Genomic DNA, 17,195 nt, shown 5'->3' with positions numbered 1-17,195 from the left:
CCCATATATACAGGGCGCTGTTTTTACTTTTATGATAAAGTAAGGTTTACTATTCTTTTCTCAAAACCTCTTTTATTCCTTCAAGGCCATCTCCAAACTGTGCAAGGAGTGCAACAATCTGAGACATTCTATCGTTTTCTCCAAGTCCTTTTAAGGTTTTATTTTTTACAAAGGTCTTCTTGATCTCTTCCCAACGTACTGTTTCTTCTTCCGAGATATTCCCTATCAGTTCTTTCAGCTTCAGCATATTCGCTTCTGCGCCAGTTGTCAGCGTTTGGGATTCATTCTGATAATGATTCAAGACTATCTGAATCACTTCATTTTCCTTTAGAATAGGCTGAATCTGAGTAATCAGCTTATTCATGTTACGATACGACCCCTGAAGTTTAAACGGAGGTTCATTTCTGTAATCATCAGCCATTGCTGCTGAAGCAATATACTCTTTATTGACCTTCAGAATCATATTTCTGACCATGATGGTATTTTTCAGTACTGCTCTGAAGTCTGATATTTCATTGGAACTGAAGTTTCCTTTCAGATTGTCTGCAGGATTATCTGTTACCACACAATCATAAAGTTCATAGAGGTTCTCTATGCCTGGCTGCGTAAGTCTGGTCAGATACTCGTTAGACATAAGGGCGTTTTCTATCAAACTTAAATCAAAAAGGGTTGTTTTTGAGCCTGATATTTCTCCCAGATTATAAGTATCCGAACGGTTTGCCAACATATCCGGAATTTTAAATTTTTCTCCACTTTCGGTGTACGGGTTTCCTGCCATGACCAGACAAAATCTTTTCGAGCGTAAATCATAGGTTTTACTTTCTCCGTTATAAATTCCTTCAATTTTTCTCTGACCATCGGCAAGGGAAATGAATTTCTGCAAAAATTCAGGATTACAATGCTGAATATCATCAAGGTACAACATCACATTATCTCCCATTTCCAAAGCAAGATTAAGTTTCTCCAATTCCTGTCTTGCTCCTGCATTTCTGGCTTCACTTGGATCTGTAGAAACAATATCATATCCTAAAGAAGGCCCATTGATTTTCATAAATACCAATCCCATACGCTCTGCCATATATTCCATCAGGGTGGTCTTCCCATATCCTGGAGGAGATACCAGAAGTAACATTCCCATTCTGTCTGTTCTCTTATCTGAACCCACTGTTCCCAACTGTTTTGACAGGTTAGCTCCAATCAAAGGAAAATAAACATCATTAATCAGTTTATTTCTGACAAATGAACTTAATATCTGTGGTTGGAAAGTATCCAGTTTCAGAGCTTTTTTCTTCTCACTCACCCAACTGTATTTCAATTCCTGAAGCCTTTTGTATTTTGGAACAGTAACTGTATTGAAATGGCTCAATCTGGATACAAATTCAAAATAATTCAAATGGTATTCTGTATCTTTTTCAAGGGATTTCAAATCTTTAATCCCCGCTTCATAGGAAATACATCTGATATTTTTCGGATCAAACTTCTGGGTAATGATAAATCCAAGCACCTCATCTATGATATTTTTTTCTGCATCCGGATCAAAAGCTTTTAATGCTCCTTCTGCAATATAATAACATGCTGAAGGATATTGGTACATAGCCTGTATCTGAGCAAAAAACTCCAGATCTTTACCTTTTTCTTTAAGTTCTTTTAAAAATAAACCATACAAAGCACCTGCTTTTTCCGAGATCAGGAAGTTTTCTTTGTCTTCCTGCTTCAGATATACCGCTGCATTGATATAATCTATCTCCGTAAAAATACCATTCACTGATGCAAATGATTTCATTTCTTCTGCCAACTCCCTGTTTAGGTATTCAAAACCTTGTTTTACGGCAAAGGATTGAGCAATGATAGCCGTTGCTTCAAACTGTTTGCTGTAATATTCTTTTCTTTCAGGATTCAGGAAAAACCAAAAAAGCTGTGAAAGAGCTCTTTCCTGAGCCGTAAACCGCATCAATCCCAGCTCATTATGCATCTGTTGAAGCCTAGTGACGATAATCTGCGCATCTTTATCATGGATTCCCTTTACCAAACCTTCGCCAAAATGCTCTGCTGTAAATTGCTGAACTTCCTGTTCGTTCTGGGGCTCTGCGGCAATTTCTTTATGATTGGAAAACACATTCCAGGCAAGATATTCAAACCGTTTTACCTTGGTATTTTCTGAAACAAATTCCTGGTTCCAGACTTCTTTGAATTCATCAGCTGTAGTGAAGTTCAAGGGTTCATAAAAGCTTGTTCCGGTAAGATGATAGTAATATTGGGCATTTCTCAGGACAAGGGTAAGATCCAGTTTCTGTTGATTGACTGCAAACTTATAATCCCCTAATGCTATAATACTTTCCCCGTCTACATAGATTTCTTTTTTATCCTTAAGCTTTCTTACGGATTCCTGCTGGCATGTTTTTAAAAGAGTTTGTATCTCTTCAGATTTTGCTGAATCTTCTAATTCCGCTAATTGTCTTGAAAGGTCTCTTACTTTCTCTACCATCAGATCTGAAGCAAAATAACCGTTGATTTCATTTTCAGAGTCAAAGGATTCTGCCTTGGTCTGAACGGATTTCAGGATTCTTTGGGCTGCATCAAAGAGACTTTGGGTTCTCTTGTTTCTTGATTCTGTAAGCTGTACCCTTTTATTCTGGAAATGTCCGTAAACTTCTTCTCTTTTGGTTCCTATCTGCTGAATAAACTCATCAAAATCAATGAATTTCGTTTCCATCTCTTCCAGTTGAATGGAAAGCTTGGTTAAATATTCATCACATTTCTCCGGAGTCTTGGAAAGTTCCAGAAAATTAATCACAGACTGATCGAATAAGGTAATCTGTGCTTGAAAATCGGAAGCAAGTTCTTTACCTGAGATTTCTCTTTTCCTTTTGCTGAGCTCAAGTCTTTCCTGATTCAATCGGGCAAAGATCAAAGATATGTTTTCAATGATCTGGGTAGACTGGGAAGTATCTTCAATCTTAAGATTATTGACGATATCTACCAACAGCTCCAATTGTCCGGATAAGGTGTTTATATTTTCATCGATAGTTTTGGCATCAATAGCTTTTTGTAATGAAACAATATCCTCTGAAATCTTTTGTGCTTTCTCCTCATAAGGCAATAAAGCACCTTCCTGCAACAGAAAATCCACACAGGCATTGGAAAGTTCAGTATAGCGGTCTGCAAGTGCATTTTCAAGGGAATCTAATAAGTTTATATCTGCATATTTCAATTCTCTTGCTCCTGTAACCTCCCCTCTTAGCGCTCTTATTTGTGAAAGAGCATCAATATATTCTGTGAGCTGAGAATAATGAAGCCTTTTGGTATCATCAAGGATCTTATCACAGCTATGCTTTATTTTTTCTAATGCTTCTTCCGTATTTTTTCTTTGTTCAACGACTTTTTCGTATTCGTTGATCGCTGAATGGGCAATTTTGCGAATTTCTTTAAGCGGCTGATCCAGTTTCTGAACTTCATTCTCACCCAAAAAGTAATACGTATCCAGAATAAAGGTGGAAAGCTTTACAATATCATCGTATAATCCGCTGTAGGAATCTTTCTTATTCAAAAGTGTGATAAGTTCCTGACTTTCTGCCATTACCCTTACAATATCCTTGTTTCCGATCTTATAGATCAGACTATCTGCTTTTTCAGCATTCGGCTGCAATTCTTTGGAGAAAGGAGTTTGCCAAATCTGAGCAAGATGATGTTTGGTAGTTTCAATACTCTCTCTAAGATAGATTAGTTTTCCATCATTCAGAAGTGAGAAACCACTGCAGCGGATAGGCGTTTCTATTGTTTGGGTGATAATATTATAGGAGATCAGCTGATAGTTATTCGTTTTATCATCATAGAAAACATATAAAAAGTTTTCTCCGTTTGGTTCTGTAACGGTTTTAAGATAATAAAGTCTGTTCTGCTCCTGTGAAATCACCTTTAACCCACCCGTCTGGAGAGCATACCCGTTTGAGAACAACACTCCTTGGTTTTCAGGGAGCAACAATCCGGAATATTTAAGCGCATCAGCTCTTGAAACCGTCTTTTCTTTATGATTATAAATAAAATAGCGTTCTGTTTCCTGATAGGGTTTTATTTTGAACAAAACAAGATTGTCCAGGTCACAAAAATGAATCTCTGCATCATCCAGGTTCTGATCTTTATGAATCACATCCTCGGAGTAAATTCCTTTCCCCGTATCTGTATTATCTTCAACTTTAATGGTAATATCTCCACCGATACTTTCTACGAAAACCTTATCGGCCAGGGAAATATGTGGATGTCTTCCAGACCGTTGCATATCTCTTGTAGCTTTTGTCCATGCAAAACCATGCTGAGGCGGATATGATGTTTCTGAAGCACTCCTTGAATCTACATAAATAAGCTGATTGTCTTTGATCAGCCATTTGAATGCTTTGATGTCTGTGGTACTTTCCGAAAGCTGGAAAACCATATAGAGATAATTCTCTGTAAAACTAAATCTTGCAAAGAATGTATTTCTGTAGTATTTGTAAAGGTTTTTAAACTCATCAATAAAGACCTCATCATTGATAAGGACCTGATCCTGAGGTTCAAACCTGTTATTATTAATGGTATAGATTGAAAAAACGTCCGAAATATTGACTTCAGTCTGTAATCCTAAATGGGCATTGGAACCAAATATTAGATAATTGCCTAATGAATAGATATCCTTGGCTATACAGTTATGTTCAGTGGAAATCCGTTCATTGGCAATTAGCGAAAAATCTATTCCACCGAAGATATTTTTACGGTCTTCATTAAGCTGATGAAGCCTTTTTATAAGGTCATTCTTCTGCTCATTCAAACGGCTCTGAATAATTTCGTAGGTTCCGGAATTAAGTTGTTCTGACATAGTGTTGGGTTAAATTGTATGACTGCTGTTGAGCAGCATATCTTGGTGTAGAACTTATCATTTTTTGCTTTTATCTTCATGGAAACCTTATAGGTTTTGAGAACCTATAAGGTTTGTCATGCAAACAGCTAATCTATTTTTAATCTGATTATCAATAAATTAACTATTCTATATATTAAACATGGTTATTGTTTACCGGTTTATGTTCTACCCCCATATGTCTGGCCATATCAAGAGCTCTTTCCAGAATTCCTTTTTCCTGGTGATTCGCTACGCTGTTTAACTTAAAGATCAGGGATGCAATACTCATGTTCTTGATATCGTCTGATGAAATTTTGTATTTATCTACCATTCCCATTACCTTGCCAATGATATTTTCCCCATCTCCCAGCAAATTTTCTCTCACCATCTGTGCATTTTCGCTATGGCTGACAAATTTATCCAGTCCTTTTCCTGCTGAAACCTGACGAATTACATTATCAAAGAAAGTGTTGTCACCTCCTACGATATCAATCTTAGCCGTTTTAAAAGCTTCTGCCAATACCAGGGCCTGAGCTTCTGCAATCTCTTTCTGAATAGCAATTTCAGCCAGTTCCACTTCTTTTTCTTTATTCAGTTTCAGACGGAATTCTTCGTGATCTTTTCCTGCATCATTCAGCTTCTTCATGGCTTCTGCTTTTTCATTGATTCCTGCAGCTTCTGCCAATGCTTTTTCTTTAATCACTTCTGCCTGTGCAATACCTTCTTTTTTGGCTGCATCTGCTTTTTTCTCAATGACAACAGCTTCAGCCACACCTTGTCTTTCTGCTGCGTCTGCTTTAGCATGCATTACCTGAGCTTCAGATAAACCTACTGTAGCTTCTTCTTTCGCTTTTGCATCTGCAATAATCTTGCGAGCTTCTGCTTCTTTTTCAGCTGCATCTCTTTTTGCCTGAGCTTCAATCACGTATTTCTGTGCATCCTTTTCGGCCGATAATCTTCTTGATTCTGCAGCTCTTGTTTCTTCAATCAGTTTTTTCTCCGCTTCCTGAGTAGCTACCGTAATTTCAACCTGTTTGTTTCTTTCTGCAGTTTTGAATGCTTCCAGATCTTTGATTCCCTGCTGTTCTTCCACCACTGTTTTTTCCATGGTCAGACGCTCACGGATGGCATCCTGAATACTTTTCTTTTCCAGTTCTATTGCCTTCTCTTTTTCAATCTGTGCAAGAGAAACAATTCTTTCTCTTTCTGTTGCTTCTAAAGCTTTGTCTTTTAATACTCTTTCTGTTTCTACCAGATCTGCACGTTCTTTATTTTTAGCAGCAATCACCACCTGACGAAGTTTATTTTCTTCTGCAATCTGTAATTTCTCTTCCGTTGCAATGCGAACGGTTTCATATCTCAGACGTTCTTCTTCTTCTACTTTTAAGATTTCGGCATTTTCACGGGCTTTAATATTGGCCACTTCCCTTTTCTGGGATTCCTGTTTTTCTGCCAACTGTTTTTCCAGTTCCAGAATTGCCTCACGAGCTTCTACATTCTGCTTTGTAATGGTTTTTTCTTCATCACGGCGAACCTGATTAGCTTTAATATTCTGTGTTGCAGTTAATTCAGTGATTTTTTTTATTCCTTCTGAGTCCAGGATATTATCTTTATCTAGCTTATCAATAGAAGTTTGTTCAAGATAATCGATGGCACAATCGTCCAAGACATATCCATTCAGGTCTGTTCCGATAATGTCAAGGATTTCCTGACGGAATTCACTTCTTGCTTCGTATAATTCGGTGAAATCAAATTTCTTTCCTACTGTTTTTAAGGCTTCCGAGAATTTGGCTTCAAAAAGCTCTCTTAACGTCTGCGCATCAGATGCTCTCTGGCAGCCAATTGTTTGCCCTACATTAACAATATCATCTACTGATTTGTTCACACGAATAAAGAATGCTACCTGAATATCAGCTCTCATATTATCTTTACAGATCAATCCGGCTCTTCCTTCTCTTGATATCTCCAGTTTTTTCACAGAAATATCCATAGATTCCATACGGTGGATGACAGGAATTACGATTCCTGCGTTAAAGAAAACCTTTGTGCCACCATAACCTGTTCTTAAAATAACAATTCCCTGAACAGTTTTTTTATACATGGATAAAATCCAGAAAATCAATCCGATTGATGCTACCGCAACCATGATAATTCCAGCAATTAATGGTAAGTTCATAGTTTTATAAGTTTAATAGTTTATATATAAATGTGTTTTTTTAAAAAGTGTTGAGAAAGATCTCCAACATAGAATTCAATATGATTAAAAATAAGCTGAGCATGGTATTGTGTTTTTTTAATATCTCATGGATTTCTGTACGTAGTAAATCCGTTTATCAAGATCTTCATCCACAATCATGACACGGGTTCCATGTTCCAGTTTTGTTCCGTCCTGGCTTCTTACCATCAGGGTCATTGGATCACTTCCAATAAAGACTTCCATCATTCCTATTTTATCATCCTGAATACTCGACTTCAGCCTTCCTTCTCTCCCTAAAAAGGCATAGGAAGCTTCTCCCTTATGGTTAATTTCTTTAAAAAATGGATTTAAAGGCTTCAAAATGATTTTGGTAAGTAACATTCCACCAATCAACAATGGAAATAAGATCAGTATTCCCAGCCATGTTGGCAATGGAATAAAATAATTCAGATAAAAAGATCCGAGCCATGTCATCAATAATGACAGTGTCATGAAATAGGTAATAGGAACAATATCCAGATTAAGAAACTTCAGGAAATGCATCCACGTAGAAGGATCGTGATTATGAGCATGAAAATGTCCATCCGGGACATGGGTATCTGCACCCGCATCAACATCAAGGTCAGAATGCAACCCCACATCGATGTCCAGGCCCGTGATTATGGTAAATAACCAATACACAACCGAAAGCCCTAGCAATACACTCAAAACAGTGTTTACCGGCGAAAATGCAATGTTTAAAAATTCCTGAAAGGTCATATATTAGCCTTTTTTAAGTGTTTCCTTTAATCTGTTCAAAGCTTCCTCAGCTTCGGTATCTTTATTGTTTACCATAGCCTCAATCTCTTCATCAATCGTCTTTCCCGATTTTGAAATATCAGAATAGGCTTCTGCCAGCGTTTCCTGCTGTACCACTCTTTCTTTCAGCTTTTCCAGCATGCTTACAGTACTTCCTGTATCCATCTGGGTCATTTTCTGATTAATATCTTTCGTGGCTTCGCTTACCTGAACTCTTGCTTTAAGGGTTTTTAATTCATTTTCCCATTTGGCAATACTGGATTTCAGATGATTGATGGCAGCCTGCATCTTTTCACATTCAGTGTGAAGCTTTTCATGTTCTTTATGCAGCTGATCTGCATTTTCCTTAGACGAAACCTGTCTTTTTAAGGCTTTTTTGGCAAGGCGATCTGCTTCTGAAGATTCTACATCTCCTTTTTCAGCTTTCTGAACAATCACTATGGCTTTGTTGTAATAATCTTTGGAGATTTGTTCTTCGGCTTCCGCTTCATTTTTCTTACGAATGGAAAGCGCTTTTAGCTGTGCAAGGGATTCGATACTTCTCCCCAATTCTTCCTTCATTTCACGGATTCCCTGTTCCGTTAAGTTGATAGGATCTTCAAAGCTATCGATCACAGAATGGACCTCTGCTTTTCCTATTGTTAATAATCTTTTGAAAATGTTCATTTTAAATATCTTTTGTGAATTACTTACTCATTTCAAGCATCTCGTTGGTAAACTCGCCTACCAGAATTCCCAGTGAATTGATGGAAGCCATCACTTCGTTCTGAGCCATATGATCTGTAGGAAGGGTATCCCTGAAAATTACCCGTTTTCCGGTACTGTCTAAAACAAAAGCTCCATGCACGATATCCCTGTTTTTCTGAAGCAGTCTTCTAAAGGTTTGTTCTGTAGGATTTTTTATTTCGAAAAGAAACTGTTCCATAATAAGGATAGAATCTGATATAATAAGAATCATATTTTTGATCCCGTTGGATTCTTTTTCAATGATTAAGATTCTCTGAGCCTCATCTTCCAGGGTGATGGTAAACTCATAATCTAACAACCACTCTTTGACCGTTCTAAATATTTGATTTTTCATGCAGGCTGGTTTAGTGTTTTGATTTTTCGTTCTACACAAATATACCATAAAATTTTCAATTTGCAAATATTTTTAGCATTCATTTGTTTAATAATCTCTATCTTTGCAAAAAAGATTAGACAAAAATGAGCTTCTTTGGAACTAATATTAAGAAAATAAGACAGGTTAAAGGACTGAGTCAAAAGGCTTTTGCTGATTTATTTGACTTAAACAGAGGAGTAATCAGTTCTTATGAAGAAGGACGTGCTGAACCGAAGATTGAAACCATACTAAAAGTTGCGAGTCATTTTAATCTTGATCTTGATAAATTACTTACTGAAACCCTACAGGTAAACCAATTAGCGAGTGTTTCAGACATTGATCAATTGATGCTTTTTCCCGAACTTGCCATCAGTGAAAGAAAAGAAGCAGCAAATTCAGGAAAGCATAATACTGAAAAAAGCTCTATTGTGCAAAAAATATTAGCATCTGTAGATCTGGTATTTGAATTTACTACAGAAAAGCCCTTGATCTCTCCTTATCATTATGGAGATATTTTATTTTTGAATAAAGCTGATGCTAAGAAGGATTCTGTTTCCCAGTTATTGGAATACACTGAAGGTCAATTGCATTACGCATCACCCCAAATCAATAAAGATCTTTATAAAATTGTAGGGCATGTTTCCCTTGCAGAAAAGAATATTTTTACAGAGATTTTTGAAAGGCTGGAAAGGCTGGAAAGAAAAAGATAAATCTACGGTTTACCTTTCTTCTTTCTCTTAAACCACCATACCAGAAACCCGGTAATAGGAAGTGAGGCTCCTATCACCGTAATAAAGAAGTATAATACCCTTCCCCATATACCTCCAAGAGCTGACCCCACATGCAAATCATAATTAAGCTTCTGTACTTTGGTTGCAAAATCAGCCTTATCAAAAGGAGCGGCATATGCTGACGTATTGGTCAAACGGCTGCCTGTATTCCTATCATAACTAAAGCTTTGAAGATCATAAAACTGGCGGTGTGAAGGGTACAAATAGATCCCAATAACTCCGGTAGAATCTTCCGGAACAGACAGATAATACCCCATCGCATCTGCCTTCCCTGAAGCATCTTTCCAGGCTATATGCAATGACTGAGGTAATTTTTCCGGTTGGTAAGAAGAAATATTTTTAATTTCCTGTCGTTCGGTAGTCGTTTTACCAAGAGAAGTTGTGAAATATAGGAATTTATTGAACCAGGGAAGTCCATAATACATTCCGGTCATCGAAATAACCAAAAGGATAATCAGGGTATAGAAGCCAAAGACATTGTGCAGGTCATAATTAAGCCTTTTGATTTTCGCATCCCATTTTACTGAAAAACTCTGTTTTCTCATGGCTTTTGTCCATTTTTTAGGCCACCACAAAACCAGTCCTGAGACTAAAGTAATGAAGAAAATTAAGGTAGAATAATTGATTACAGGCCTGCCGATTTCTGATGGCAGCCATAAGAACCGATGTCCTTTTAATGTCCATTCAAAAAAATCAAACTCTTGTTTAAATGAGGGTTTGCGAATCACTTCACCTGTGTAGGGATTCAGATGCAGAATAAATCCCGGATTTCTTTTTCCGAAACCTATCATTGCAGCCTTGCCTGTAGGGCGCCATACAAAGGAGATCTCCTGTTCAGGATATAAAGCCTTTGCTTTTGCGTAAAGATCAGCTGGATTAGCCAAGTCTTTTCCCGGAACAGACTCAATTTTTAATTCAGGATCCAGCCAGTCTTTGATTTCATCACGAAAAGACCAGGTGATCCCGGTGAGACAGATCACCACAATAATACCCCCGGAAATAAGACCTAGCCACAAATGCAGCCAGGCCGATATTCTATAAAAAAGGCTTCTGTTGTTTTTCTTTTTAGGTTTTCCGGAATTCATTTAGAAATTATATGAAAGGTTGAGTCTGAAATTGATCGGATTTGATGCTCGCCATCCATAGTGAGTATACCCCCAGGCACCGGGATAAAATCCTACATAATTATAACGGTCGGTTAAGTTATTCACAAGGAATGACAGTTGGTAATGATCCCGTTTATAAGAAACTCCAACATCCAAAGTGAAATAATCATCAGGAAGATAAGGATGATCTAAAACCACCGGCCACGCCGCTCTTTTAGCTTGATATTCATACCCAAAGGAAAAACCAAGCCCTTCCAGACCTCCTTCTGCAATCGTATATTTTAGCCAGGCATTGGTGATATGTTTTGCTGTTCCATAGAGCATTCCCCCAATTTTTTTAGGATCATTATCTTCTGTTACTTTTGCATCTGTGTAGGCATAATTAAAAAGAATACTCCAGTTTTTACTGATATTTCCATTCAGATCAAACTCAATTCCTTTTGAGACGCTTTTCCCAGATTGTTCAAAGAGACCCGGATATTCAATTCCGGCGGCAGTCAGCATATTGGTTTTGGTAAGATGATAAAAAGTAAGATTAGTCATCAGTTGTCCATTGAACCATGTTTTCTTTACTCCAAATTCTGTATTCTTTCCATACGAAGGATCTGCTGTACTTCCATTAAGAAGTTTTCCGGTCTGTTCCTGAAAAGTTTCATCATACAATCCGTACACAGTGAATGTCTGAGTCAGTAATCCGGTAATACTGAACCTTGGAGTTACCGCCGTATTTTTAACTTCCGCTCCTTTATCCGCCGCACTTGTTTTTACCGTTGAAGTATAGCGGAAGCCTGCTGCTATTCTTAATTTATCTTCCAGAAAACGGGCTTCATCCTGTAGATGAAATGAAGTATAAGAATAATCCGTAAGATAATTAGCACCCCGTTCTCTAAGAGATCTTGAACGATCATATTCCGGAATATCGGATTTTTTCAAATGGCCATAGACAGGATTATAAATATTAAATACAGGACCTACCTTTTGTGGAAGCACTGACCAATCGGCCACATAAGATTTTTTTCCCATATCTATTCCCGCAAGAATATTATGACTGATATTTCCAGTCTCAAATTTTCCTCTCGTAAATACCTGACCTATTGTTGATGTATTCAAAGCATCATTAATACTGATTCCTCGATCTACATCTCCTTTTTTTCTTCCCTTCACAGGATCGTCCGCCAATGCAATCGTATTATAGCTAGCATACAATGATTCTCCCTGCATCTGGGACCGTATGTACCCAAACTGACCGGTAATCATCCAGTTATCATTAAAATTATGATTTATGGTTCCATACACATTATGTTCCCATGAACGGGTTGGATCTATAATGGGATCAGAAAAACTGAATGATCTTTTTACGTCTTTAAACCCATCAATACCATAGGCATATTTAGCAAACCCTCCCTGAAAGTTATTCTGCGAAAGAATATATTCCAATGTAATATTGGTGTTCTCTGATGCAATATATTTGAAAGATGGGTTGATTACGTATTGTTCATGCTCTACATATTGCTGAAAAGATCCTGATTTTGTCCCCATCAAATTAAGTCTTCCCCAGAACTTTCCATCTTTACTTAATTTTTTCTCAACATCTGTAGATGCCCGGTACAGATTAAAACTGCCTAAAGTAAGCTGAACATTTCCTTTTTCTCTCCCCACTGGCTTTTTGGTAACAATATTATAGAAACCTCCGGGCTGTGTATTCCCCATCATAAATCCGGCAGGGCCTTTTACAAACTCTACACGATCTACAAACGACATATCTTCACGAAGAGGACCAAAGCTTCCACTTACATCCATTCCGTTTCTAAGATTAGAAGCAGAGAATCCACGTACGGCAATTCCCACACTTCCTTCCTCCTGATGCGTAATCGTACGTACTCCACTTACATTTCGGCTAAGCCCTTCAGCTGTTGTAAGAATTTGCTGATCGTTCAGTAGACGCTGATCTATCACCTGAATATTCTGAGGAGTTACCAAAAGATTCTCTCCTAATCTTAAAGTAGAAGAAGGAATTGTTTTACGGTTTGCAGTAACGTTTACAGCAACAATCTGGTAAGTATCTGTTGTTTGTATAAAATCATGAGTAATACTGTCACTTTCCTTTAATGTAAAAGAATAAGTTTTAAGAACCTCAGGATCATCCACTTTAAGTACATAATTTCCTGAGGGCATATTAGTAAAACGATAAAAACCGTTATCATCAGTATAAGTTTCTGATTCTCCGTTATTAAGAATAACTTTTACAGCCGGAACCGGTTTCTTTTGGGAATTCATTACCTTTCCTGTAATCTGTGCTGTACTTTGTGCCCAGATCACTGCAGGAAAAAGCACTGCAGGAAAAAGGAATCTGTTCTTATTCATAAATTGTTATTTAGAATTAGTTTAATTAAATTTACACAGGCAAAATTAGCGGTTGCCAATAGGAAAAACTTTTGAGCTTGGGATAAAGACTTTAGATTTTGGGAGAGATTGTACCGAACCATACGATAGCAAGACAGATTTTGGATTTTTTCGGGGAAAATCATCGCAGCAGTGTGCCCGAAACTTTCGTTAATGAGCTTGGAACATTTGAAACCCTTACTCTGTATGAAGGGGATGAATTTTTAGTAAAAGAATATCAATTTTCTTATATCAGGAATTATACGATGAAATTCCGTACAGAAGCCATAAAATATATTGAACTGGCTTTTTTCCTTGACGGAGCAGAAGTTATCAGGGATTTGGTTGATGGGAAGCCCGGAGAATATAAACTGTTTCATCATTATATTTATTTTACTCCGGAAAATGCAGATGTACAAATAGATTTCCAAAAAGACATCTCTTATAAAAATCTCGATATCTACGTTTCCAAGGATTACTTTCACCAATTGGCAGAAAGCAGCGGTATTTTACAGGATTTCATTTTTAAAATAGATCAGAACCAGCCTGCCAGTCTATTCCCTGAAGGACTCCCTATAACCCCACAAATGATGGGTATTTTGTTAGAAATCAAAAAATGCAGTCTGGAAGGGTTCTATAAAGATTATTTTATTAAAAGTAAAATACTCAGTCTTCTTCTGCTCATCTTTGAATTTGCAAAAAAAGAGGAAAACGAAACTGAAACAAAAAGCAAAACTTCCATCAGCAATTCTGAAATTCACAAACTCATGGCCGTAAAAGATTTTATAGAGGGAAACCTAAAATCATTCTACACCATTGAACAGCTTTCTATAAAATTTGGTATTAATGAGTTTAAATTAAAGAACGGCTTCAAGGAATTGTTTGGGGATGGTGTTTTCCATTATGCTTCCAAGCTTAGGATGAAAGAAGCGCTTTATCTGCTTAAAAATTCTGATTATTCTATTAAAGAGATTGGCTATCATTTGGGATATGCTTCTCCTTCATCATTTAGTGTGGCTTTTAAGAACGAAGTTGGGGTTGGACCTAGTTATTATCGTAAAAATTGAAAGAAGTCAATAGAAAAGCTTTCTTGGACTAAGATTAAAAATAAGGGCACAGAATACTAAAATAAAAAACCCTCCGTATTCAAAATACAGAGGGTTTTTGTACCCCAGACGGGACTTGAACCCGTACGTCCTTACGGACACAGGATTTTAAGTCCTGCGTGTCTACCAGTTCCACCACCAGGGCATGGTGTGTGGTACAAAAAAAGGATTTGAAAGCAAATCCTACTTTTTGTATGGTGCGGATGAAGGGACTCGAACCCCCACGCCTCACGGCACCAGATCCTAAGTCTGGCGTGGCTACCAATTACACCACATCCGCTGGTTATATTGATCTGTTTTCACAGATACAAAATCAATTCTCTTACAAATATAAGAAATCCTATTAAAGAACTCTCTCTATAAAAACAAAAAACCCTCCGTAATGAAATACAGAGGGATTTGTACCCCAGACGGGACTTGAACCCGTACGTCCTTACGGACACAGGATTTTAAGTCCTGCGTGTCTACCAGTTCCACCACCAGGGCATGGTGTGGAGCGAAAAACGGGATTCGAACCCGCGACCCCAACCTTGGCAAGGTTGTGCTCTACCAGCTGAGCTATTTTCGCATAGTGCGGATGAAGGGACTCGAACCCCCACGCCTCACGGCACCAGATCCTAAGTCTGGCGTGGCTACCAATTACACCACATCCGCTGGTTTTTTTGTATTGTAAGTTTTAAAGAGCTTGCTTCGTTTTTGTGAGTGCAAATATAGGACAATTTCCTTTACCTCCAAACTTTTTCGAGAAAAAAATTAAAATTTCCAGATTTTTTTTCAGCAGCACCTATTATTACATTTCATTTTCTTACTTTTACATCGTTAATAATTACGATATGGAATTACAAGGAACGGTAAAGAAACTTTTTGAAACTCAAACATTTGCAAGTGGATTTCAAAAAAGAGAATTGGTTATTTTAACCCAGGAACAGTATCCACAGCCGATAAACATAGAATTTTTGTCTGATAAAATTAGTTTATTAGATAATATTAAAGAAGGTGAGAACGTAAAAATAGGAATCAACATCAGAGGTAGAGAATGGGTTTCTCCACAGGGTGAAACTAAATACTTCAACTCTATCACAGGATGGAAAGTAGAGAAAGTTTTTGATAATGGATCAGAACCTACTCAGGCTATGCCTCAGCAATCCGCATCTCCTGTTTCTAATGAGAATCCGTTTGCCGGAGACGACGATGATGATTTGCCTTTCTAATTAAAGAATTAAGATCAAATATAAATCCTGCTTTCTTAAAAGTGGGATTTTTTTTCTAAAAAATGGTTCGATTAGACGAAAACGAGATTTCATTTCCTGATCCGGAGGTGTATGATGGCCATGATGGGCTTATTGCTTATGGTGGTGATCTGTCTGTAGAGCGCATTTGGTTCGCTTATCAATTAGGTATTTTCCCTTGGTATAACCCAGGAGAGGATATCTTATGGTGGTGTCCTGACCCAAGATTTGTTTTGGTACCTGATGAAATCAAGGTTTCAAAATCAATGAGAAAGATATTAAACAGAAATATTTTCACTTTTTCCGAGAACAAAAATTTCAGAGAAGTCATCAAAAACTGTCAGCAAACTATCCGAAAAGGACAATCCGGTACCTGGCTTTCCGATGAACTGATGGATTCTTTCATCCAACTTCATGAATATGGTCTGGCCAAGAGCATTGAAGTGTGGCAGGATGAAGAGCTTGTAGGAGGTTTTTACGGGTTACAAATCGGAAACATTTTCTGTGGTGAAAGTATGTTTGCCAAAGTCAGCAATGCCTCAAAAGCTGGGTTTATCCATTTTGTGGAAAGCAACAAAGATCAGATTGAATTAATTGACTGCCAATCTCATACAGAACATCTGGAGAGTCTGGGTGCTAAAATGATTCCCAAAAAAGAATTTTTAAAAATCCTACACGAAAATAATGAACGCAGATAAAGAAAAATGGCTTCTTCTGGTGATCCTGAGTATTATTTGGGGATCTTCTTTTATTTTGATCAAAAAATCACTGGATCATTTCAATCCATATCAGGTAGGATCACTAAGAGTGCTTATCGCTGGTATTATTTTGCTTCCCATTGCCATTTCCAATTACAAACTTTTTCCGAAGAAGCATTTAAAATGGCTTGTTTTAGCTGCCTTGACCGGAAACTTCATCCCTATGTTCCTGTTCCCGATTGCAGAAACGGAGGTCAGCAGCAGTATTGCCGGGATCATCAACTCCATGATGCCTATTTTCGTCATTATTGTAGGTGCTTTGGTTTGGAAGTTTGAAACCACAAAAAAACAGATCGTCGGAACACTGATAAGCTTTACAGGAGTCTGTATTCTGGCTTTTGGTGGCGGTGACAGTGGTGAACTTAAAATAATACCGATTTTATTGCTATTACTGGCTACTTTATGCTATGCTTTAAGTACAACAACCGTAAAATCAAAACTTATGGAGGTTTCTTCCGTGGTTTTATCTTCTTTTATCTTTTCTTTTGTTTTAATTTTTCCTTCCATTATCGCTCTTACGAGTACAGGATTCTTTTCTGAGTTCAGTTTTTCAAAGGACAATATGCTTGGGCTGATGTTCGTCAGTCTACTCTCCATTTTCGGAACCGGGCTTGCCATGACTATGAATTATAGGTTATTAAAAGTTTCCACTCCGCTTTTTGCTTCAACAGTTACCCTTATAATGCCTATTGTGGCAATTATCTGGGGGATAATTGATGGTGAAAAACTAACTCTATTCCAATTTATAGGCGCAGGAATTATCATTGCCGGATTGATCTTTTTAAGGAGTAATCCGAAAAAATAGATGTACTACAAAGACTGGAAGCTGGAAGTTACTGTTAGTGATATAATTGTT

General features: G+C 37.5%; 12 protein-coding genes and 5 tRNA genes. 5 read left to right on the top strand and 12 right to left on the bottom strand.

The genetic code is table 11. From position 1 onward, the window contains the following. Positions 1-49 precede the first annotated feature (49 nt). The 5 genes from EG344_RS11690 to EG344_RS11670 form a co-directional block, all read right to left on the bottom strand. Complete coding sequence (locus EG344_RS11690; RefSeq protein ID WP_123909580.1) at positions 50-4,849, bottom strand: DNA repair ATPase; 4,800 nt, start codon at positions 4,847-4,849, stop codon at positions 50-52. Positions 4,850-5,024: 175 nt separating this feature from the next. Further along, positions 5,025-7,046, bottom strand: a complete 2,022-nt coding sequence (locus EG344_RS11685) for an SPFH domain-containing protein (protein WP_123909579.1) — start codon at positions 7,044-7,046, stop codon at positions 5,025-5,027. A 117-nt stretch (positions 7,047-7,163) separates the two neighbouring features. Then, on the bottom strand, positions 7,164-7,826 hold the full coding sequence (locus tag EG344_RS11680) for a hypothetical protein (RefSeq protein ID WP_123909578.1): 663 nt from the start codon (positions 7,824-7,826) through the stop codon (positions 7,164-7,166). A gap of 3 nt (positions 7,827-7,829) precedes the next feature. Further along, the gene (locus EG344_RS11675; protein WP_123909577.1) at positions 7,830-8,531 is read right to left on the bottom strand and encodes a PspA/IM30 family protein; all 702 of its coding nucleotides are present in this window, start codon (positions 8,529-8,531) and stop codon (positions 7,830-7,832) included. A gap of 19 nt (positions 8,532-8,550) precedes the next feature. Further along, positions 8,551-8,946: a YbjN domain-containing protein gene (locus EG344_RS11670; protein ID WP_123909576.1), complete on the bottom strand. Its 396-nt coding sequence runs from the start codon at positions 8,944-8,946 to the stop codon at positions 8,551-8,553. Between the two features lie 125 nt (positions 8,947-9,071). On the opposite strand from EG344_RS11670, the gene EG344_RS11665 reads away from it, so the two are divergent. Beyond that, positions 9,072-9,677 carry a helix-turn-helix domain-containing protein gene (locus EG344_RS11665; RefSeq protein WP_123909575.1) on the top strand — a complete coding sequence of 202 codons (606 nt, stop codon included), beginning with the start codon at positions 9,072-9,074 and terminating at the stop codon, positions 9,675-9,677. 2 nt (positions 9,678-9,679) lie between these two features. On the opposite strand, the gene EG344_RS11660 is transcribed toward EG344_RS11665, so the two are convergent. Together EG344_RS11660 and EG344_RS11655 are read right to left on the bottom strand one after the other, a co-directional pair. Further along, positions 9,680-10,843 carry a PepSY-associated TM helix domain-containing protein gene (locus EG344_RS11660; RefSeq protein WP_123909574.1) on the bottom strand — a complete coding sequence of 388 codons (1,164 nt, stop codon included), beginning with the start codon at positions 10,841-10,843 and terminating at the stop codon, positions 9,680-9,682. After that, complete coding sequence (locus EG344_RS11655; protein ID WP_123909573.1) at positions 10,844-13,228, bottom strand: TonB-dependent siderophore receptor; 2,385 nt, start codon at positions 13,226-13,228, stop codon at positions 10,844-10,846. A 98-nt stretch (positions 13,229-13,326) separates the two neighbouring features. Here EG344_RS11655 and EG344_RS11650 point away from each other — a divergent pair, with 98 nt between their 5' ends. Then, a complete protein-coding gene (locus EG344_RS11650) occupies positions 13,327-14,313 on the top strand; it encodes a helix-turn-helix domain-containing protein (RefSeq protein ID WP_228412916.1) in 987 nt (328 codons plus the stop codon). A gap of 100 nt (positions 14,314-14,413) precedes the next feature. On the opposite strand, the gene EG344_RS11645 is transcribed toward EG344_RS11650, so the two are convergent. From EG344_RS11645 to EG344_RS11625, 5 genes are all read right to left on the bottom strand, one after another. After that, positions 14,414-14,497: transfer RNA gene (locus EG344_RS11645), tRNA-Leu, on the bottom strand. Positions 14,498-14,547: 50 nt separating this feature from the next. Then, positions 14,548-14,632: transfer RNA gene (locus EG344_RS11640), tRNA-Leu, on the bottom strand. Between the two features lie 122 nt (positions 14,633-14,754). Then, positions 14,755-14,838, bottom strand: a tRNA-Leu gene (locus EG344_RS11635). A gap of 6 nt (positions 14,839-14,844) precedes the next feature. Continuing rightward, positions 14,845-14,920: transfer RNA gene (locus EG344_RS11630), tRNA-Gly, on the bottom strand. 4 nt (positions 14,921-14,924) lie between these two features. Further along, positions 14,925-15,006: transfer RNA gene (locus EG344_RS11625), tRNA-Leu, on the bottom strand. Between the two features lie 179 nt (positions 15,007-15,185). Between EG344_RS11625 and EG344_RS11620 the strand changes: the two genes are divergently transcribed. The 3 genes from EG344_RS11620 to EG344_RS11610 all read left to right on the top strand — a co-directional run bounded on the left by EG344_RS11620 (position 15,186) and on the right by EG344_RS11610 (position 17,144). Then, complete coding sequence (locus tag EG344_RS11620; RefSeq protein ID WP_123909572.1) at positions 15,186-15,563, top strand: DUF3127 domain-containing protein; 378 nt, start codon at positions 15,186-15,188, stop codon at positions 15,561-15,563. 62 nt (positions 15,564-15,625) lie between these two features. Next, positions 15,626-16,279, top strand: coding sequence for a leucyl/phenylalanyl-tRNA--protein transferase (aat, locus tag EG344_RS11615; RefSeq protein WP_123909571.1), 654 nt, complete (start codon positions 15,626-15,628; stop codon positions 16,277-16,279). Continuing rightward, positions 16,266-17,144 carry a DMT family transporter gene (locus tag EG344_RS11610; RefSeq protein WP_123909570.1) on the top strand — a complete coding sequence of 293 codons (879 nt, stop codon included), beginning with the start codon at positions 16,266-16,268 and terminating at the stop codon, positions 17,142-17,144. The genes aat and EG344_RS11610 overlap by 14 nt, the downstream gene beginning before the upstream one ends. Positions 17,145-17,195 lie beyond the last annotated feature (51 nt).

The sequence above is a fragment of the Chryseobacterium sp. G0162 genome (genome assembly GCF_003815715.1).
Lineage (GTDB): Bacteria > Bacteroidota > Bacteroidia > Flavobacteriales > Weeksellaceae > Chryseobacterium.
This window is presented reverse-complemented; position numbering and strand designations above follow the sequence as displayed.